The sequence below is a fragment of the uncultured Microbacterium sp. genome (assembly GCF_963528945.1).
In the GTDB taxonomy this organism is placed as follows: domain Bacteria; phylum Actinomycetota; class Actinomycetes; order Actinomycetales; family Microbacteriaceae; genus Microbacterium.
The window spans coordinates 364,897-384,035 of the sequence record NZ_CAURWX010000004.1 but is presented as its reverse complement, the minus strand read 5'-3'; the positions used below and the strand labels follow the sequence as shown (position 1 = coordinate 384,035).

The 19,139-nt window shown below is 70.7% G+C and carries 19 protein-coding genes and 1 tRNA gene; 15 read left to right on the top strand and 5 right to left on the bottom strand.

The genetic code is table 11. The annotated features are described in order from the left end of the window. Window positions 1-127 precede the first annotated feature (127 nt). Window positions 128-1,852, top strand: coding sequence for a ubiquinone-dependent pyruvate dehydrogenase (gene poxB, locus RWS82_RS14480; protein WP_314651489.1), 1,725 nt, complete (start codon window positions 128-130; stop codon window positions 1,850-1,852). A gap of 68 nt (window positions 1,853-1,920) precedes the next feature. On the opposite strand, the gene RWS82_RS14475 is transcribed toward poxB, so the two are convergent. Both RWS82_RS14475 and RWS82_RS14470 read right to left on the bottom strand, forming a co-directional pair. Continuing rightward, on the bottom strand, window positions 1,921-4,719 hold the full coding sequence (locus tag RWS82_RS14475; protein ID WP_314651486.1) for a hypothetical protein: 2,799 nt from the start codon (window positions 4,717-4,719) through the stop codon (window positions 1,921-1,923). A 54-nt stretch (window positions 4,720-4,773) separates the two neighbouring features. Next, window positions 4,774-6,594, bottom strand: a complete 1,821-nt coding sequence (locus tag RWS82_RS14470) for an HSP90 family protein (RefSeq protein WP_314651483.1) — start codon at window positions 6,592-6,594, stop codon at window positions 4,774-4,776. Between the two features lie 192 nt (window positions 6,595-6,786). Between RWS82_RS14470 and RWS82_RS14465 the strand changes: the two genes are divergently transcribed. The 5 genes from RWS82_RS14465 to rplA all read left to right on the top strand — a co-directional run bounded on the left by RWS82_RS14465 (window position 6,787) and on the right by rplA (window position 9,573). Further along, window positions 6,787-6,859, top strand: a tRNA-Trp gene (locus tag RWS82_RS14465). 39 nt (window positions 6,860-6,898) lie between these two features. Further along, window positions 6,899-7,171 carry a preprotein translocase subunit SecE gene (gene secE, locus RWS82_RS14460; RefSeq protein ID WP_314651480.1) on the top strand — a complete coding sequence of 91 codons (273 nt, stop codon included), beginning with the start codon at window positions 6,899-6,901 and terminating at the stop codon, window positions 7,169-7,171. A gap of 42 nt (window positions 7,172-7,213) precedes the next feature. Then, on the top strand, window positions 7,214-8,251 hold the full coding sequence (gene nusG / locus RWS82_RS14455) for a transcription termination/antitermination protein NusG (RefSeq protein ID WP_314651478.1): 1,038 nt from the start codon (window positions 7,214-7,216) through the stop codon (window positions 8,249-8,251). Window positions 8,252-8,440: 189 nt separating this feature from the next. Continuing rightward, window positions 8,441-8,872 (top strand): 50S ribosomal protein L11, encoded by a 432-nt coding sequence (gene rplK / locus RWS82_RS14450; protein WP_091226625.1) that lies wholly within the window; start codon window positions 8,441-8,443, stop codon window positions 8,870-8,872. An 11-nt stretch (window positions 8,873-8,883) separates the two neighbouring features. Beyond that, window positions 8,884-9,573, top strand: coding sequence for a 50S ribosomal protein L1 (gene rplA, locus RWS82_RS14445; protein WP_314651467.1), 690 nt, complete (start codon window positions 8,884-8,886; stop codon window positions 9,571-9,573). A gap of 164 nt (window positions 9,574-9,737) precedes the next feature. Here rplA and RWS82_RS14440 read toward each other — a convergent pair whose 3' ends face one another. Beyond that, window positions 9,738-10,697: a hypothetical protein gene (locus RWS82_RS14440; RefSeq protein ID WP_314651466.1), complete on the bottom strand. Its 960-nt coding sequence runs from the start codon at window positions 10,695-10,697 to the stop codon at window positions 9,738-9,740. 314 nt (window positions 10,698-11,011) lie between these two features. Between RWS82_RS14440 and RWS82_RS14435 the strand changes: the two genes are divergently transcribed. From RWS82_RS14435 to RWS82_RS14425, 3 genes are read left to right on the top strand one after another with little or no spacing between them, the layout of a single operon-like run. Then, window positions 11,012-11,833, top strand: coding sequence for an amino acid ABC transporter substrate-binding protein (locus RWS82_RS14435; RefSeq protein WP_314651463.1), 822 nt, complete (start codon window positions 11,012-11,014; stop codon window positions 11,831-11,833). A gap of 3 nt (window positions 11,834-11,836) precedes the next feature. Further along, window positions 11,837-12,502: an amino acid ABC transporter permease gene (locus RWS82_RS14430; protein ID WP_314651460.1), complete on the top strand. Its 666-nt coding sequence runs from the start codon at window positions 11,837-11,839 to the stop codon at window positions 12,500-12,502. Beyond that, window positions 12,489-13,295: an amino acid ABC transporter ATP-binding protein gene (locus RWS82_RS14425; protein ID WP_314651458.1), complete on the top strand. Its 807-nt coding sequence runs from the start codon at window positions 12,489-12,491 to the stop codon at window positions 13,293-13,295. Before RWS82_RS14430 ends, RWS82_RS14425 begins: the two co-directional genes overlap by 14 nt. A 66-nt stretch (window positions 13,296-13,361) precedes the next feature. Here RWS82_RS14425 and RWS82_RS14420 read toward each other — a convergent pair whose 3' ends face one another. Beyond that, a complete protein-coding gene (locus RWS82_RS14420) occupies window positions 13,362-14,093 on the bottom strand; it encodes a LysE/ArgO family amino acid transporter (protein WP_314651455.1) in 732 nt (243 codons plus the stop codon). Window positions 14,094-14,164: 71 nt separating this feature from the next. On the opposite strand from RWS82_RS14420, the gene RWS82_RS14415 reads away from it, so the two are divergent. The 6 genes from RWS82_RS14415 (at window position 14,165) to RWS82_RS14390 (ending at window position 18,353) form a co-directional block, all read left to right on the top strand. After that, entirely contained in the window at window positions 14,165-15,043 is an 879-nt protein-coding gene (locus RWS82_RS14415) for a LysR family transcriptional regulator ArgP (RefSeq protein WP_314651453.1), read from the top strand. Window positions 15,044-15,271: 228 nt separating this feature from the next. Further along, window positions 15,272-15,865, top strand: a complete 594-nt coding sequence (locus RWS82_RS14410) for a SipW-dependent-type signal peptide-containing protein (protein WP_314651450.1) — start codon at window positions 15,272-15,274, stop codon at window positions 15,863-15,865. Between the two features lie 2 nt (window positions 15,866-15,867). Continuing rightward, window positions 15,868-16,512, top strand: a complete 645-nt coding sequence (locus RWS82_RS14405) for a SipW-dependent-type signal peptide-containing protein (RefSeq protein ID WP_314651445.1) — start codon at window positions 15,868-15,870, stop codon at window positions 16,510-16,512. Between the two features lie 31 nt (window positions 16,513-16,543). Continuing rightward, on the top strand, window positions 16,544-17,194 hold the full coding sequence (locus RWS82_RS14400) for a signal peptidase I (protein WP_314651442.1): 651 nt from the start codon (window positions 16,544-16,546) through the stop codon (window positions 17,192-17,194). Next, entirely contained in the window at window positions 17,194-17,817 is a 624-nt protein-coding gene (locus tag RWS82_RS14395) for an LPXTG cell wall anchor domain-containing protein (RefSeq protein ID WP_314651439.1), read from the top strand. The genes RWS82_RS14400 and RWS82_RS14395 overlap by 1 nt, the downstream gene beginning before the upstream one ends. After that, a complete protein-coding gene (locus RWS82_RS14390) occupies window positions 17,814-18,353 on the top strand; it encodes a hypothetical protein (protein ID WP_314651436.1) in 540 nt (179 codons plus the stop codon). Before RWS82_RS14395 ends, RWS82_RS14390 begins: the two co-directional genes overlap by 4 nt. 60 nt (window positions 18,354-18,413) lie before the next feature. Here RWS82_RS14390 and RWS82_RS14385 read toward each other — a convergent pair whose 3' ends face one another. Beyond that, window positions 18,414-19,094 (bottom strand): YqaJ viral recombinase family protein, encoded by a 681-nt coding sequence (locus tag RWS82_RS14385; RefSeq protein ID WP_314651434.1) that lies wholly within the window; start codon window positions 19,092-19,094, stop codon window positions 18,414-18,416. Between the last annotated feature and the right edge of the window lie 45 nt (window positions 19,095-19,139).

Here is a 19,139-nt window from a genome sequence, read left to right as displayed (position 1 = left end):
TATTGACCCCTCGCATGGATGTTCGGACCCGCTCGCGGGAGCGCTACGCACGAGCCCCGGGGCGGGGGTTGTCAAGGGAGGCGAGCCACCGGGCCGCGGCGGCGGTGACGGGCGTAGGGTCGAAAGCATGGCCACCGTCGCTGAGAACATCGTCCAGACACTCCGCACCAACGGCATCGAGCGGGTCTACGGCATCCCGGGGGACTCGCTCAACGGGTTCACCGACGCGCTGCGCAAAGACGGCTCGATCCGCTGGGTCCACGTCAGGCATGAGGAGTCCGCGGCCTTCGCCGCCGCCGCGGATGCTGCCGTGACGGGTGAGCTCGCGGTCGTCGCCGGGTCGTGCGGTCCGGGGAACCTGCACCTCATCAACGGCCTCTACGACGCCCAGCGTTCGCGCGTACCGGTACTCGCCATCGCCGCGCACATCCCCACGACCGAGATCGGCACCGGGTACTTCCAGGAGACCCACCCGCAGGAGCTCTTCCGCGAGTGCAGCGTGTACGTCGAATACGTCGCCGACCCCCAGCAGATGCCTCGGCTGATGGAGATCGCTATGCGCGCCGCGATCGAGGAGCGCGGGGTCGCGGTGCTCGTCATCCCGGGCGACGTCGCCCTCGCCGAGATCCCTCAGGACCGCTCGGTGCGCATCGAGCGCACGCGGTCGGTCGTGGTGCCGAGCGGACCCGAGCTCGAGAAGGCCGCCACGCTTCTCAACGCGGCGAAGAAGGTCACCATCCTCGCGGGCGCCGGCGTCGAAGGTGCTCACGCCGAGGTGCTGTCGCTCGCCGAGGCGCTCGGCGCCCCGATCGTGCACGCGCTGCGCGGAAAGGAGCACATCGAGCACGACAACCCGTACGACGTCGGAATGACGGGGCTGCTCGGCTTCGCCTCGGGCTACCGGGCCATGGAGGCCGCCGACGCGGTGCTCGTGCTCGGCAGCGACTTCCCGTACCCGCAGTTCTACCCCGAGAAAGCGACGACCATCCAGGTCGACATCCGCGGATCGCAGCTGGGAAAGCGGCATCCGCTCGACCTCGGTCTCGTCGGTGACGTGCGCGCCACCGTCGACGCGCTGCTCCCGCGCCTCGCTCGCAAGGACGACCGTGGTCACCTCGACGACGCCCTCGCGCACTACCGCAAGACGCGCGCCAAGCTCGACGACCTCGCGGTGCCGACGAAGCGCGGCCGGCCCATTCACCCGCAGTATCTCGCCAAGCTGCTGAACGATCATGCCGCCGATGACGCGATCTTCACCGCCGACGTGGGTTCGCCGACGGTGTGGGCGGCCCGCTACCTCGCGATGACCGAGGGGCGACGGTTGATCGGTTCGTTCACGCACGGCTCGATGGCGAACGCCCTCATGCACGGCATCGGTGCGCAGGTCGCGCAGCCCGGTCGTCAGGTGGTGGCGCTCGCGGGCGACGGTGGGCTCTCGATGATGTTGGGCGAACTGCTCACCGTCACGCAGAACGGGCTTCCGCTGAAGACGGTCGTCGTGAACAACGCGTCGTTGAACTTCGTCGAACTCGAGATGAAGGCGGCCGGGTTCGTGACGTACGGCACCGGTCTCGACAACCCGAGCTTCGCCGCGATCGCCGAAGCCATGGGCATCTACGCCCGCCGGGTGGAGGACAGTGAGGACCTGCCGGATGCCGTGCGCGACGTGCTCGCGCACGATGGTCCCGCGGTGCTCGACGTGGTGACCGAGCGGCAGGAGCTGTCGATGCCGCCGGCGATCGAAGCCGCCCAGGTCAAGGGCTTCACGCTGTACGCCATCCGCACCGTGCTGTCGGGACGCGGCGACGAGCTGCTCGACCTCGCCCGCGCGAACTGGCGTCAGCTCTTCTGACGCCCGAGCGCGGCTGACCGCATACGGCGGACACCCGCCCGACTCTCATCGAACCGGGCGGCTGTCCGTCACGCCTCTGCGAGCGCCCGTACCTCGGCTGCGTCGCCGTGGCGCCCGAGGCTTTCCAGCACGTCGCCGAGTTCGAGCGCGGCGACCTGGAGCAGCGGCGGGAACTCCGAGCCGTGATCGAGGGCGCTCCGGTACACCGCGACGGCGTCCTCGGCACGCCCGTCACTGTGGAGCACGCGCGCCGCGAACAGCTCCGACCCGCCGGCGGCACCGGCGTCGTCGAGGGCGGCGAACCCGTCGGCAGCGGTGAGGGCGATGGCCACGGCCTCGTCGATACGGCCGAGCTGTGCGAGCGCCCGAGCCCGCGAGTCCATCACGTCGGCACCCAGCCACGGCGCCTCATGCTCGACCGCGAGGGCCGCGACCTCGTCGAACAGCGCGAAGGCGCGCTCGTCCTGCCGCCCGCCGTACGCCTGGCCGAGGGTGTGCAGCACGTCGGCGAGTACCCCGACGGCATCCGGCGAACGACGGGCAGAGTCGGCGGCCGCCTCGAGCAGGGAGAGCGCCTCGTCGTGCTCGTCGAACCGCATCAGGATGCGCGCCTGCTCGACCAGCGCCACCGCGCGATCCGCGTGCTCCTCGTCTTCCCCGAAGAGGTCGCCCGCGAAACCGAACGCCCCGACCGCCTGGCCGAACTCTCCGGCGGCCGAGAGTGCGCGGGCGAGCAGCATCGCCGTCGCCGCGCGCGACGCTGCCGACACTTCTGCACGCTCCTCGCGCTCCAGCACGCTTCCCAGCAGCTCGGCGGCCTCTGCGGCATCGCCGGCCGCGAGCATGGCGCGGGCGAGACGGAAGTCGGGCGCCGTCGTGTCTTCCCCCTCCTGCCCGACGAGGCGGGTCAGCACGCGGAAGCGCGCGACGGCCTTCTCGGCATCGCCGGCGTCCTCCCAGAGCGACCCCGCCAGCAGGTGAAGGCCGGCCAGTGCACGCGAGGCCCCCAGCCCGGCGAGCAGTCGGCACGCCTCGTCGGCGTCGGCCGCCCCCGCGGCGTAGTCGGCCGCCCCGCCGCGCAGGCGTGCGCGGATCTCGAGGGCGTGCGCGCGGTGGCCGGTGCCCGTATCGTCCTGCGCGAGAAGTCGATCGAGCAGGGCGGATGCCGCGTCGGTCTCGCCCTTCTGCAGCAGCGCCGAGGTCGCGAGCAGCGCCGTGGTGTTCGCGAGGCGCGGGTCGCCGGCGTCGGAGAACGCGTGGGCCGCGCGCTCGAAGAGGTCGAGCGCGGCGTCGGTCTCGCCGGCGCGCAGATGCAGCACACCGCGGCTGAGCGCGACGTCGCCGCGCGACCACGCCGGCAGAGCATCCGCCTGAGCCAGTTCGTGATCGAGGGATGCCGCGCTCTCCGCGCTGTCGAGGCCGAAGGTCGCGAGCCCCGCGCGCTCCTCGAGGTCGGCCTGCTCCGCGCGACCGGCCGCCCGCAGCTCGGCGATGCGGTCGGGGAGGACCGCGCGTGCCTCGTCGGCGCGGTCGAGCGCGACGAGGATGCCGATGTGCATCGAGTGCAGCTGGGCCCGCTGGTACGGGTCATCCACCCCGAGGGCGCGGGGGAGGGCGGCGAGGGTCTCGTGCTCGGCGCCGTACTGCGCGAGCTGCATCGCACGATCGAACCACCCCTCGGCGTCGGTCGGCGTCGTTGACGGCGGCGCCGCCACGAACGCATCCGAGCGGATCGGCACGTCGTAGCTCTCGGAGCCGATGAGACGCAGCCGCTCGAGGTGGCGCGCGTGCCCGTCGCTCCCGTCACGGCGGTCGAACTCGGCCGCGCGGCGCTCCGCTCCCGCCCAGCACGCGGCGGCCAGGTCGGCGGCGTTCCAGACGCCGTCGTGTGCGCCGAAGAAGGGCACGAGCGCCGCGGCATCCGCTCCCCGCACGGGGGTGTCGCCGTGCCCAGCGGCGGCAACGCGGTCGAGGGCGACGGCGAACGCGGCGAGAGCGGCGAAGTGCGCGTCGACGTTGAGGCCGTCGTGCGCCAACCAGCCGATGTGACGCTCGACGAGCGCGAGCGCGCGCGCCTCGTTGCCGGTGATGGCGGCGAAGACCACGTTGTTCGCGACGATGCGCAGGTTGTCGGGGTTGTCCTTCGCGAGGCGGTAGCTGCGCAGGTGCGCGGTCTTGGCCTCGTCGCCGCGTCCGGCGCGCAGGTAGGGCACGAGCACGCGCGACAGGGCGTGCTCCGGTTCCTCGCCGCACGAGAACCCGCCCTCGATCATCTCCTCCACGAGGCGGATGGCGTCGGCATCCCGCCCGGTCTCGGCGAAGAACCCGGCGAACTGGCTGCGCCCGCAGGCGTCGCAGTGGCTGTGGTCGTCGCGCGGGGTCGCTTCCAACTGCACCCGCAGCGCCTCGGCGTCATCGAGGCGCCCCGAGTCCCACGCATCCTCGAATCGTGCGGTGAGCACGCCGCTCAGCCCCAGGCCGGCCGCCCGGTAGTGGGCCTCCATGTCGTCGAGCACGGCGTGGATCTGCTCCTGCGAGAACACAGGAGACGAACGAAGCGACGACGCCATCCACTTGAACTGCCACATGAGGTCGGCGCCGCCGTTGTCGAGGTCGGCGGGAAACCTCTGCGGATCCTCGTCGTGCTTCGCCAGGCACCAGGCGAACGAGTTCAGCATCACGTCGGTGGCGCCGTTCATGTTCGCCGAGGCGGTCTGCCGCATGCGGGCCTCGTACTCGAGCCGTTCGTCGCCGATCTCCCGCGCGAGGGCGACCGCCTCGGTCACGAGAGCCTGCTCGGCAGGCCCCCACGGGGTGCGGTCGATCTCGTCGATGAGCTCGGCGAAGCGCGTCGTCGGACGGGTCATGGGAATCCCTTCGTCAGGAGGCGGGTGGGGGAGGCTGTCGGAGAGAGGATGCCGTCAGGACGCGGGGGCGTCGAACGGGAAGACCTCGTCGGCCACCCCGGCTGACAGCGCCACGAGGTCGCCGAGCGCCGAGGTCATGAGCTCCCGGTCGGCATCGGACAGCGGGTGGTGCCCGGCGAGCAGGGCCTGGATGTACAGCAGCTGCACCGTTCGCCCGAAGACAGCGTCATCGGTCACCCGCACGAGCGCCCGCACCACCGCGTTCGACCAGTTGAGGCAGAGGCGGGCGCCCGGATCGTCGTCGGCCGCCGCGGGCAGCGTCCGGTCGATGCGATCGAGCACGCCGCCCCACAGCGACCCCGTGACGCCCTTCGTGCGGCCACGATCGAGGGCGCGCAGGGTCTCGGGATCGATCACGTACAGCCCGGTCAGCGATGGACGATCGATGGTGCGCACGACGACGGCGCACGACGAGGGGGCGAGGACGGCGCCCGCCCGCGCCTCGAGGGCGAGCGCTGCGTCGCGGTCGTCGAGGGGCGGCGGGTCGAGACGATCGAGTTCGCCGGTCACGTCGACCTGTTCGACCGTGACGTCGGGGTAGAGCTGGGGCAGCAGGCGCACGAGGTCGGCGTCGTAGAGGTAGCCGCCGTTGACCAGCACCTCGGTCGACGGCGAGATGCCCGCGACCTGGCGGAACTCGTCGACCGACGCGGCGAAGCGGATGTGCGGATGCCGCTCGACGAGGTCGTCGATGCGCATCGTGCCGTGCGTGGTCTCGACGGTCAGCCAGCGGGCGATGAACTGCGCCAACTCGTCGTCGTGCCGCACGAGGGCTTTCAGGCCGACCTCGTGGATCGCGACGAAGTGGGCGAGCCGGTGCGGTTCGCGCAGCGCCAGCTCCAGCACCCAGCGACGGATGCCCGCTCCGAACTGTTCACGCACCCGCTCGAGCCCGGCGTCGTCGACGAGCGACTCGCGGCTGGCCGTCGGGGCGAGACCGGTCGAGTCGACCACCGCCCGCACGAAGAACGCCCACTCCGGCAGCACGTCGTCGACGCGCTCGGCGAGGAGCATCCGTCCCAGGTAGACGCGCGTGGCCTGACGCGCGCCGGGTGGTGGCGCGAACGGGAGCACGTAGGCGATTCCCCGCGTGCCGGTGGCGGGCTCGTGCAATTCGATGGTGTCGAGGGGTGTCGCGCCCAGGAGCGCGCGGCCGTAGGCCGCGGCGTCGTCTGGCGCCGCGTCGAGGAACGGCGGTGCGTGCGTGAGGTCGACGTCTCCGCCCGGGCCGTCGACGGTGATGCGCACGGGCAGGAATTCGCCGAAGGTCGTGGCGAGCTCGCGCACCGAGGCCGCGCGCAGCAGGTCGGCCGCGTCGAACCGCGGGGCGAGGTGCACGCTCGTGCCGATCGGCAGGTCGTCGTCGAGCTCGACCACGCGGAAGGTGCCGTCGGAGTGGCCGGTCCACTCGACGGCCGGCCCGCCGCGGGCGCTGCGGGAGCGGATGACGATCGTGTCGGCGACCATGAAGCAGCTGAGCAGCCCGATGCCGAACTGTCCGAGGTAGTCGTCGCGGGGGAGGTCGAAGATGTCGCGCTTCGAGCTGCGGCCGACCGTCGCGAGCAGGTCGGCGACCTCGGCCGACGTGAGCCCGATGCCGTCGTCGCGCAGGACGAACTCGTCGGAGTGCTCGCCGACCGGGGTGATGCGGATGCTGCCGCCCTGCCCGTCGACCTCGCGCCGCGCGGTGATCGCGTCGCGCGCGTTCTGCAGCAGCTCCCGCAGGTAGACACGCGGGCCGGAGTAGATGTGCCGGCTGAGGAGGTCGACGACCCCGCGCAGATCGACCTGGAACTGCTGAACCTGCACCGACATCCGCTCCCTCCCGGAATTTCCCGCCCACGAAGCCTACAAGAGGCGACCGACGTCGCCCCGGTTCGGCGGCGGGCGACGGATGCCGTACACTGGGGAAGCAGTTTGTTCTCTGCATTCTTTCGCCGTGCCTCGGGTCTCCCGATGGCGTCGAGGTGGCAGGATGGGAGAACACCCCGAGACTCCAGAGTCTCTAGGGCGGTAGCTCAATTGGCAGAGCAGCGGTCTCCAAAACCGCAGGTTGCAGGTTCGATTCCTGTCCGCCCTGCGCGTCAGCGCACGCTGGCACACGAAAGGTACATTCAGGATGAGTCAGGACGAACCGCGCGGCGAGGTCATCGCGGCTGGCGCCGCCCGCGAGAAGAAGGGCAACCCCTTCTCCCGGTTCTTCGGAAGCATCGCCCTGTTCATCCGTCAGGTCATCGCCGAACTGCGCAAGGTCGTCACCCCGACCCGCAAGGAACTGGTCAAGTTCACGCTGGTGGTGCTCGTCTTCGTCCTGATCGTCATGGGCATCGTCTACGGCCTCGACTGGGTCTTCGGCATCATGACGCACTACGTGTTCGGTATCCCGAGCTGATGACGTCCCCGCGGCCCCTGCCGCAGTGATTGGAAAGAACTAGTGTCCGAACGATACTCCGACGACGCCGACTGGGCGCCTGCCGCCGAGCAGTCCAGCGAAGAGGACGAGGCCCAGGAGGGCAACACCCTCGCCGCCGAGGAGCGCGCATCCACGTCTGCCGAGCACATCGCCCTGCACGTCGAAGATGAAGACGCCGACGACGAGACCGACACCGACGACGAGATCGAAATCGAAGACCCGGAGGCCGACGCCATCGTGAACGACGCGCTCAACCTGGACGAGGCTGCAGAGTCCGAGGCCGCGGCCGAGGTGCTCAACGACGCCGTGGCCGAGGAGACCGCCGAGGAGGAGGCTGCCGCCGCCGACGAGGTGACCCCCTACGACGGCCCGGACATCAACGGCGACGACGACCGCCCCGCGGCCGATGCCGATGAGGACGCCGACGACGCCGACGAGGACCCCTACGAGGCCTTCCGCCTCGACCTGCGGATGCTCCCCGGCAAGTGGTACGTCATCCACTCGTACGCGGGCTTCGAGCGCAAGGTCAAGGCGAACATCGAGCAGCGCAAGTCGACGCTCGAGGTCGAGGACGAGATCTACCAGGTCGAGGTCCCGATGGAGGACGTCGTCGAGATCAAGAACGGCCAGCGCAAGATGGTGACCCGTGTGCGCATCCCCGGCTACGTGCTGGTGCGCATGGAGCTCACGGAAGACACCTGGTCGGTCGTGCGCCACACGCCGGGCGTGACGGGCTTCGTGGGCAACGCCCACAACCCCACGCCGCTGCGCTTCGAAGAGGCCTTCAACATGCTGAAGTCACTCGTCGAGGTCAAGGACGTCCCCACCGCGAAGAACATCGCCTCGAAGGGCGGCGTCGCCGTCGCCCGTCCGCTCCCGGCCGAGGTCGACTTCGAGGTCGGCGAGACCATCACCATCAAGGAAGGCTCGTTCGCGGGTCTTCCGGGTTCGATCAGCGAGATCAAGCCCGAGAGCGGCAAGCTCACCGTGCTCGTCTCGCTCTTCGAGCGCGAGACCCCGGTCGAGCTGTCGTTCGACCAGGTCACCAAGATGATCTGACGCTGCGCGTCGTTCGAGAAGGCCGTCCTTCGGGGCGGCCTTCTCGCGTTCCCGGCGGGTCCCCCGATCGGGTAGACTTGTGTGGTTTGTGCGCCGCTTCGTCGTGCGCGCAGGCAACCACGGTCCGGAAACGCCGGGTCTGTGGGAGAAGCGGATGCCGAGGCATCCGATTCGATGAAAGGAAAGAGAATGGCACCGAAGAAGAAGGTGACCGGCCTGATCAAGCTTCAGATCAACGCCGGTGCAGCCAACCCGGCGCCGCCGATCGGCCCCGCGCTCGGTCAGCATGGCGTCAACATCATGGAGTTCTGCAAGGCGTACAACGCCGCGACCGAGTCGCAGCGCGGCAACGTCATCCCCGTCGAGATCACCGTCTACGAGGACCGCAGCTTCACCTTCGTCCTGAAGACCCCGCCCGCGGCGGAGCTCATCAAGAAGGCCGCCGGCGTGCCCAAGGGCTCGTCGACCCCGCACACCGTCAAGGTCGCGAAGATCACCAAGGACCAGGTCCGTCAGATCGCCGAGACCAAGCAGGCCGACCTGAACGCGAACGACATCGAGGCCGCCTCGAAGATCATCGCCGGCACCGCCCGTTCCATGGGCATCACGGTCGAGGGCTGAGGAGAATAATCATGGCTACCAAGTCCAAGGCTTACCAGGCTGCCGTCGCGAAGATCGAGGCAGACCGTTTCTACACCCCCGCTGAGGCCGTCGCCCTGGCGAAGGAGACCGGCTCCGCGAAGTTCGACTCCACCGTCGAGGTCGCGCTGAAGCTGTCCGTCGACCCGCGCAAGGCCGACCAGATGGTGCGCGGCACCGTCATCCTGCCCCACGGCACCGGCAAGACCGCCCGCGTCATCGTGTTCGCCACCGGCGCCGCGGCTGAGGCTGCGATCGCTGCGGGCGCCGACGAGGTCGGCGGCGCCGAGCTCATCGAGAAGGTCGCCGGCGGATGGACCGCGTTCGACGCGGCCGTCGCCACGCCCGAGCTCATGGGCCAGGTCGGTCGTCTCGGAAAGGTGCTCGGCCCGCGCGGCCTCATGCCCAACCCGAAGACCGGCACGGTGACCCCGAACACGGCCAAGGCCGTCGAGGACATCAAGGGTGGAAAGATCGAGTTCCGCGTCGACAAGCACGCCAACGTGCACTTCGTCGTCGGCAAGGCCTCGTTCTCGACCGAGCAGCTGAACGAGAACATCTCGGCCGCGCTCGAGGAGATCGTCCGCCTCAAGCCGTCCAGCTCGAAGGGCCGCTACATCCAGAAGGGTGCGGTGTCGACCACGTTCGGCCCCGGCATCCCGCTGGACGTCAACGCCATCTGAGTCTGACTCCCGAAACGCCCCCGGCTCCGCCGGGGGCGTTTCTGCGTCCCCCCTCCGGCCACTTCCGCTCCCGTCGCATTTTCTGTCGTCTGGGCCGCCGTCAGGCGACAGAAAATGCGACGGGAAGGGGTCAGGCGCGGGGGAGGGTCAGGCGCGGGAGCGGGTCAGGCACGGGAGAGAGCAGCGCGGATCCGGCGGATGAGCGGGAGTTCGTCGCGGAGAGACTCGGCTGTCACCTCGATGATTGTCCAGCCGGCGGCGCGTAGCCGGGCGATGCGCTCGACGTCGCGGGCGTAGGAAGCGGTGTGCATGAGGCCGTGATACTCGACTCCGACTTTCTGTGCAGGAAAGGCCAGGTCGAGGCAGGCGAGGAATCGCCCATCGTCGTCGAACACGTCGACATTGAGGGCGGGTTCGGGGAGCCGGAAATCATGGAGCAGGCAACGGAGCCGACTCTCACGGGGCGACCAGGCATCCTCGCGGATGAGCGGAAGCGCCTCGCGAAGCCGAGGGATGCCGACGCGACGGCCCGACGCCACGACCGCGGCCAGGTCGTCGATCGTGGCGAGCGGCGGACGGTCCGGAGTCGGACGCCCGACGCCTGCTCGCCAGCGGCGGCAGAAGAAGTCACCCAAGGCCACGACGTCGTGCAATGCGAAGCTCCCCGATGTCGCCCACGTCGTCGCGGGCGTCGAGACGGCGAGTCCGTCGATGACCTCCGCGGCAGACGTCGCGGCACGGGCACGATGGGCCACGACTCCGGGAAGCCGCGGGAGCGGCGCCTCCCCGAAGACGCTCACGTGAACGTCGGGCGGCAGACCGGACGGGAAGCTGGGCAGCGGAGCATCCCAGAGGGCGATCGCCGTCTCGTGGCTGAAGAACTGCCCTGCGCGAAGTCGCGGCGCGTAGAGCGCGGCGGCCGCCCGCAGCTCCGCTCGACGACGCGCGAAGAGGTCGTCTTCGACGGGAAGCGGATGCATCGCTTCTCGCCGCGCGCGCACCCCGGCGAACGGCCGGAGGAGGTCGGAGCGACGCATCCGTTCCGGGTTGACACCGGCGTCCTGGATGTCCGAGATATGGAACACGTCGCCGAGTCGAGCGGGAAGGTCACGGGGTCGGGGCATCCGCTCACTGTGCCTTGTCTCCCGGTCCCTGTGGGCACTCTCCACAGCCCCCGCCTCCCTTGCAGCTCCCGTCGCAATTTCTGTCGCCTGCCGACGCGCGAAGCGACAGAAAATGCGACCGGAGCGGAGGGAGAGGGAGAGGGAGAGGGAGAGGGGGCGGGAGAGGGAGCGGGGGGATGGAGGGCGAGGCTCGGCAGATCGGGCGCAACGGAAGGACATGGATGCGGGGGCCGCGTCAAGGGCCGCGTACTGTGAGGGAGTTCCTGTGCGGGTCGCGTAAAATCGCGACTGCGCCCCATACCCCAGGAGGGTCCATGTCCCGTCGCCTCATCGCCATCACCGCACTCGTCGTCGGAGCCGCTGCGCTCACGGCCTGCAGCGGCAGCACCTCGCCCGAGAGCTCGTCGAGCGCCGGCGAGGCATCCGAAGGTTCCGACTTCGGTCTCGTCAGCGACGGAACGCTCACGGTCGCGACCGAGGGCACCTACCGCCCCTTCAGCTTCCACGGCGACGGCGGTTCGGGCGAGCTCACCGGCTACGACGTCGAGATCATCGAGGCGGTCGCCGACAAGCTCGGCCTCGAGCTGAAGTTCCAGGAGACGCAGTGGGACGCGATCTTCGCCGGACTCGACGCCGGCCGCTTCGACCTGATCGCCAACCAGGTCACCATCAACGACGAGCGCGAGGAGAAGTACCTCTTCAGCGCGCCGTACACGGTCTCTCCCGGCGTGATCGTCGTCGCGGACGACGACGACTCGATCTCGTCGTTCGCCGACCTCGACGGCAAGACCACCGCGCAGTCGCTCACGAGCAACTGGTACGAGCTGGCCACCGAGTCGGGGGCGAAGGTCGAGGGTGTCGAGGGCTGGGCCCAGGCGGTCGAGCTGCTGCGCCAGGGCCGCGTCGACGCGACCATCAACGACAAGCTGACCTTCCTCGACTACGAGACGACCAACAGCCCGACCGGTCTGAAGATCGCCGCCGAGACCGAAGAGGCCGGCGAGCAGGCGTTCGTGTTCACGAAGGACAAGGAAGCGCTGGTCGATGCGGTCGACGAGGCCCTCGACGAGCTCCGCGCCGACGGCACGCTCGCCGAGATCAGCGAGAAGTACTTCGGCGAAGACGTCTCGCAGTAGTCGATGGAGAGCCCCTGGCAGCTGTTCCTGGAGTCGCTCGGGCCGATCGCCCTGGCGGGTCTGACGGCGACGGTGCCACTCGCCCTGGCGTCGTTCGTGCTGGGGCTCTTCCTCGCGATCGTGGTCGCGCTGATGCGCATCTCGGTCAACCCCGTGCTGTCGTCGATCGCCCGGTTCTACATCTCGGTGATCCGCGGCACGCCGATGCTCGTGCAGCTGTTCGTGATCTTCTACGGGCTGCCGTCGATCGGTGTGACGCTCGACCCGTGGCCGAGTGCGATCATCGCCCTGTCGATGAACGTCGGCGGTTACGGGGCGGAGGTCGTGCGCGCGGCTATCCTCTCGGTCCCGAAGGGGCAGTGGGAGGCGGCGTACACGGTCGGCATGAACCGCACCCGCACGCTCACGCGCATCATCCTGCCGCAGGCGGCGCGGGTGTCGGTGCCGCCGCTGTCGAACACGTTCATCGCGTTGGTGAAGGACACATCGCTCGCGTCGCTGATCCTCGTCACCGAGCTGTTCAAGGTGGCGCAGCAGATCGCGTCGACGACGCTGGAGTTCATGGTGCTGTATCTCGCCGCCGCGCTCGTGTACTGGGTGCTCTGCCTGATCCTGTCGTTCGGGCAGAGCGCTCTCGAGAGGAGGCTCGACAGCCGTGTCGCGCACTGACCCGTCGACCGAGGCGCTCCTCACCGCCCGCGGCCTGCACAAGAGCTTCGGCGCCACCGAGGTGCTCCGCGGCTTCGACCTGACCCTGCACCGCGGCGAGGTGGTGGTGCTGATCGGACCGAGCGGCTCCGGCAAGACCACCGTGCTGCGGGCGCTGAACGGCCTGGAGACCCCCGATGCCGGAACGATCACGGTCGACGGCGGCCCCGAGATCGACTTCGCCCTCGCCGCGACCGAGAAGCCGCGCGTGCGGCAGCAGAAGCGCCTCGCGCTGCGCGACCGCTCGGCCATGGTCTTCCAGCACCACAACCTGTTCCCGCATCTCACCGTGCTCGAGAACGTCATCGAAGGGCCGTGGCGGGTGCAGGGGCGCCCGAAGGCCGAGGTCGTGAGCGAGGCGCTCGCCCTGCTCGACCGGGTCGGCCTGGCCGACAAGGCGGATGCCCGGCCGCATCAGCTCTCGGGTGGGCAGCAGCAGCGTGTGGGGATCGTGCGCGCGCTGGCACTCAAGCCCGATCTGCTGCTGTTCGACGAGCCGACCAGCGCCCTCGATCCGGAACTCGTCGGCGAGGTGCTGCTCGTCATCAAGGAGCTGGCCGACGAGGGCTGGACCATGGCCGTCGTCACGCACGAGCTGAGCTTCGCGCGCGAGGCCGCCGATCATGTGCTCTTCATGGACGGCGGTGTCGTGGTCGAGCAGGGTCCGCCCGCGCAGCTGTTCAGTGCGCCCCAGCACGAGCGCACGCAGCGCTTCCTCACGCGCATCCTGCGTCCGCTCGACGGCGACGCCTGACCCGACGCCGGACTCGGTGACGCCTGCCCTGACGTCCGAGCCGGCTGCGCCCGAGCCGACGACGCCTTAGCCGGCTGCGCCGAGCACCGGCAGCACGAGACTGACGGCGAGAGCGATCATCACCACCGCGATCACCGCGTCGAGGATGCGCCAGGAGCGGGGTGTGTGCAGCCATCGGCCGAGGTACCGCGCTCCGAACCCGAGGGCGGTGAACCACAGGATGCTGGCGAGCACGGCCCCGCCGGCGAAGAGCCACCGTTGCTCGCCGTGCGTCGCGGCGATCGATCCGAGCATGAGCACGGTGTCGAGGTAGACGTGCGGGTTGAGCCAGGTGAGGGCGAGCACGGTCAGCAGCACCGGGGCGAGACGGGTGCGGGACGGTCGCGTCGTGGTCGCCACTCCGGCGGTGGTGCCGCGGTCGGAGGTCGCGGCGGGGGCGGTCGCGGCAGAGGATGCGGGCATCCCTCCGACACCCGGGGCGACCGCGCCCCGGTCATCGACCTCGAGACCCGAGGCGTCACCGCGCCAGGCGCGGCGCGCGGCGCGCAGACCGTAGCCGAGCAGGAACAGGGCGCCAGCCCAGCGGGCGACGACCACGAGCCACGGCGCGGCGGCGATGAGGAAGCCGAGACCGGCGACGCCCGCGATGATGAGCACCGCATCGGAGAGGGCGCAGACGACCACGACGGCGAGCACGTGCTCGCGGCGGATGCCCTGGTGCAGCACGAATACGTTCTGCGCGCCGATCGCGACGATGAGCGAGAGACCGAGGCCGAGGCCGGAGAGCACCGAGAGCATGCGTCCACGCTACGGAGGAGATCACGTGAAGCACCAGCGAGGATTCCTACCGGACCATTAGCATCGCTCACGTGAGAATCGATCCGGACCTCGCCGCCACGCTCGCGGCCGTCGCCGACGAAGGCACCCTCGACGCGGCATCCCGGCGGCTGCGCATCACCCCGTCGGCCGTGAGCCAGCGGCTCAAAGCTCTCGAACAGCAGGTGGGGCGCATCGTCGTGGTCCGCACCAAACCCGCGCGGCTGACCGCGGCCGGCGAGGCGATCGTACGGCTCGCGCGTCAGATCGACCTCCTGGAGCAGGATGCGCTCGCAGGGCTCGGCATCGACGAGGGGCGGTCGGTCGCTCGCCCGGTCATCCCGCTGGCGGTGAACGCCGACTCGATGGCGACGTGGTTCCTTCCCCCGCTCTCCCGCATCGCCGCACGTCTCGGCGTGGACGTCGACCTGCATCGCGACGACCAGAACTTCACCGCGCGCCTTCTCGAGTCGGGCGACGTGATGGCCGCGGTGACGAGCGAGAGCACTCCGGTGGCCGGATGCTCGGTCGCCCCCCTCGGCGTGCTCGAATACCGGGCGATGGCCGCGCCCGCGTATGCGAGCGAGTGGTTCCCCGACGGTGCGACGACGGATGCACTGGCCCGCGCCCCGTTCGTCGACTTCGACCGTCGCGACACCCTGCAGCACGAGTGGCTGCGGGCACGCGGCGTCGCGGCGCAGGGCGTGCCTCGCCACTACGTTCCCGCGTCGCACGACTACGCCCTGGCGGTGCGGCTCGGCCTGGGCTGGGGCATGGTGCCGACGGTGCAGGCCACGCCGGAACTCGTGCCGCTGGGCGGTCCGGTGCTGCGGGTCCCGCTGTACTGGCAGCAGTGGAATCTGCGCTCATCGCTGCTCGACCGGATCGCGGCCGAGGTCGCGGCCGAAGCGGCATCCGTCCTGCACCGCTGACTCGGCATCCGTCCTGCACCGCTGACGCGGCGCCCGCACAGCCGCGACGCGCAACGATCCGGTACCTCCGACGAACATCCTCTTGAATGACTCTTCAGTCTGGGTGAGGATGGCCGGAACGCAAGGGTGCGCGGCCTCTGAGGGGTGGCCGGACGACGGACTCATGCGATCGACGAGATTCCTGAGGGGGAATAGCGCATGGTTACGAAGGATGGAAATCGGAAGATCTTGGCAGTCCTTGCGGGCGGCCTGGTGCTCGGCGTCGGAGTGGCGGTGACTCTCGCGGCGTGGAACGACTCCGAGTTCGCGACGGGCACGTTCACGGCCGGCTCGTTCAATTTGGAGGGGTCGACCACCGGCGACACGGATGCCGCGTACAGCGATCACAACGTCGACGACGGCGACGCGGCGGCCAGCCTGGTCTTCGAGCTGCCGGAAGTCGCGTCGGCGATGTCGCCGGGCGACGTGGTGTACGCGCCGTTCTGGGTGCGTCTCGACGAGACGACCACGAACGACGCGACGCTCGCCGCCACCGGCATCACGAGCGGCGCCGGCGGCAACGAGGCGAACCTGTCGTACGCGGTGCAGGCGATCGCCGCCGATGCGACCTGCGACGCCTCGGCGGCGGGCACCGTGCTCGCGACGGGCGCCGACCTCACGGCCCAGACGGCGTCCGGAACGGTTGCGCTGACTCAGGGGGCGGCGGATGCCGCAGGCACCGCGGTGCAGCTCTGCATCGCCGTGACCGCCGATGACGCGATCGTGCAGGGCGCGTCGGCGACCGCCACCTGGGAGTTCACGGCCACCTCGACCGCGGACTGATCATGGGGCGCACCCGCGCGCGGAAGCGGGAGGCGGCACGTCGGGTCTCCCGCCGCATCCGCGCGGTGCTCGCCGCCGGGCTGGTGCTCGGTGTGGGCGCGGCCGGCACGCTGGCCGCGTGGAACGACGCCGAGTTCGGTGGGTCGACGTTCACCGCCGGTCGGTTCGACATCGTCGGTGCGGCCGACGGCACGACCTTCACCAGTCATGCCACGGCCGGCGCGGCGGTGGCGCTGAACTTCGTCGTCGCGCCGACCGCGATGGCGCCCGGCACCACCACGTACGCGTTGTTCAGCGTGCGCACCGCGAACCCGTCGGTCGCCGGCACCCTGCAGCTGACCGCGGGGACGCCCGGTGGTACGGGCCTCGCCGCATCGCTGACGTACGGAGTGCGGCTCGTGCCGGCGACCACCTGCAACGCGACCACGTACGCCGCGGCATCGTCCGCGACGAGCATCGTGGTGCCCGACGGTTCCGCGCTCACGACCGGTGGTGCCGCGACGACGTCTGTACCGCAGGCGGTGACGGCCAACGGCGCGAACCAGTTGAACTACTGCTTCGCGGTGACCCTGCCCACCACCGCGCCCAACACCGCGCAGGGACTCACGATGACGCAGACGTGGCAGATCCAGGGCACGTCGTCGTAGCGCCGCCGGCGCGAGACGGGAAGGAGGGGAGATGAGCATCCCGAGCACTCGCCGCGACCTGCGGGAGCAGGCGCGGCGCTCGCCGGTCCTGCCGGGTGACGCCTCCGACGACCCGGGAATCGTTGCGCTCGAACCGCGCCGTCGGCGTCGGGTGGGGCGGATGCTCGGAGACGCGGCGCTGTGGATCGCGGCCGCGGCCGGAACCGTGTGCATCCTGCTGGTCGTGCTCGCGATGACCGCCGGCATCACCCTCATCCTGTTCCGCACCGGGTCGATGTCGCCGACCATCCCCGCGGGCTCCGTCGCCATCGTGCAGCGCATCCCGGCGACCGAGGTCGAAGTGGGCGACGTCGTGACCGTCGACCGGGAGGGAGAGCTGCCCGTCACACACCGGGTCACGTCGGTCGCCCCGGGGGAGTCCGACGCCGAGCGGGTGCTCACCCTGCGCGGCGATGCGAACGCGAGCGACGACCCGTTCCCGTACACCGTCTCGACGGTGCGCATCGTGCTGTTCTCGGCGCCGGGCATCGCGTCGGTCATCGCCGCGCTCGGGCATCCCCTCGTGCTCGGCGGGCTGACCGCGGGCGCGACGCTGCTCGTCGTGTGGGCGTTCTGGCCGCACGCCCCGCGGCGAGGTCGGCCGCAGACACGCGCCGCGACCCGGACGACCGAGGAGCGGTGATGAGGGGGCGTCGGATCGTGGCCGGGACAGCGGCGGGGCTGCTCGCGGCGATGATCGCCCTGCCGGCCATCGCCGCGCCCGTCAGCGAGATCGTCCAGGGGCGCGTGCTGCGGATCGTGTCGGTCGCCGACTGGGGCGCCGCGTCGAGCCTGCGGCCCGGGGAACCGGTGCGGTGGGATCTGACCGTCAGCGCGGATGCCGCCGAACCGGGCACCGTGACGGTCGCCGCCAGCGCACGCGGAGACGCCCCCCTGCGGGTGGACGCGGCGCTGTGCATGCGCGCGTGGGAGGGCGACCTCTGCCCCGGCGGGGCCGACGTGCTGCAGACCGCATGGCTCATCCCGCGCGACGGACGACGGGTGGCGCTCGCCGACTTCTCCGCCGAGGAGGTCGGCCACCTCCGGCTGCGCATCGCCCTCGACGACGACGCGCCCGGTCTGACCGAGGTGCGCGTGCACGCGACCGGCGTCGGCGACAGCCTGGTCGTCGGTCCGGACGCGCCCCTCCCGGCGACCGGCGGGCCGCTCACGCCGTGGGCCATCGCGGCGGGGGCCGCGCTCGCCGCGGCCGGTGCGGCGCTGGTGCGGGTGCGACGGCGCGACCCTGAGGAGACGGAGCGGTGACGGGGGAGGGCCGGATGCGGCGCGGGCGACCGGGAGGCAGGGCGCTCGCTGCCGCCCTCGGACTCGCGGTGCTGGCCGGGGTCGGGGTCGTCTCGTCGGCGCAGCCCACCGACGCGCGGTTCACGGACGTCGAGCATGTCGGATCGGGCACCGTCACGGCGCTGGCGCTCACGGCGCCGTCGATCAGCTCGTGCACCGTGCAGAACAACACCCTCGGGGTGTTCCAGAGCGTCACCCTGGTCTGGACGTCGCCGCACGTGCCGACGTGGCAGCGCCTCACCGTGGCGCAGGGCGCCACCTCGGGCACCGTGCCGTCGTCGAACATCACCTCGACCGGGCCGACCGGCGGCCTCTACACCTACACGGCCGTGCTATCGCAGACGGTGCTCAACAGCCTCGTGTCCAACCTCCTCGGCAGCACGACCACCCTCACGGTGACGGCCATCCACCCCAACTCGACCACCTGGACCTCGACGGCGGGCGTGCGCCGACTCACCGTGGCGCTGCTCGGCACGGGCGGCACCTGCACGACGTGAACGACGGCACGGCCATGCGACTCCCGGGCGCGGTGCCCGCGGGCACCGTCGGGGTGGGAATCAGTCGGCGAGGGCGAGCGCGCGGAAGGCGTCGCGCTCGCGCAGCTGGTCGCGACGGCTGGCGACGGCATCCATCACCCGGGTCGGCACCTGCCGACCCGTGGTGCGACGGTAGAGCTCGTCGATGAGGTCGGTGGCGAGGCCCACCAGCTTGGCGATCTCGCGCTCGTCGCGGTCGATCCACACGCAGCGGGGCTCGTCGTGCACGGGAGCGAAGTCGACGTGCTCCTCCCAGACGAACAGGGTGCGCTCGGCGCCCAGAACGTGCTGCTGCCACCACACCTGCCGCAGGTAGGTGCGGGGGATGCCCCGGAACGCCTTGTTCGTCGTCTTGATCTCGGCGAGCTCGACCCGGCCGTGCGTGTCGACGGCGATGCCGTCGGGAGTGGCGAGGTGACGGTGCTCGACTTCGGCCCGGAACAGGGCGGAGGAGGGAAGGATGCCGTGGGTCGCCGCGACCCACGCGGCGATCTCGGGCTCGCGGCGTCGGCCGTGATCGGTGTAGGCGTTGCCGCCGAAGCGGGGACCGCCGCCGAGCTTCGAGTCCGCGGCGCGGGAGATGGATGCCGACGAGGTGAGCTGTGCGACATCGGTCGCGGTGATCCCGCGGGAGCGTGCCCGCATCCACGCGACGCGGTCGCGGGAGTCCGCGACGATGCGTGCGGCGAGTTCGGGGGTCACCGCAAAAGCCTAACTCCGACCGGCGACGTCTCCGCCCGCACACGC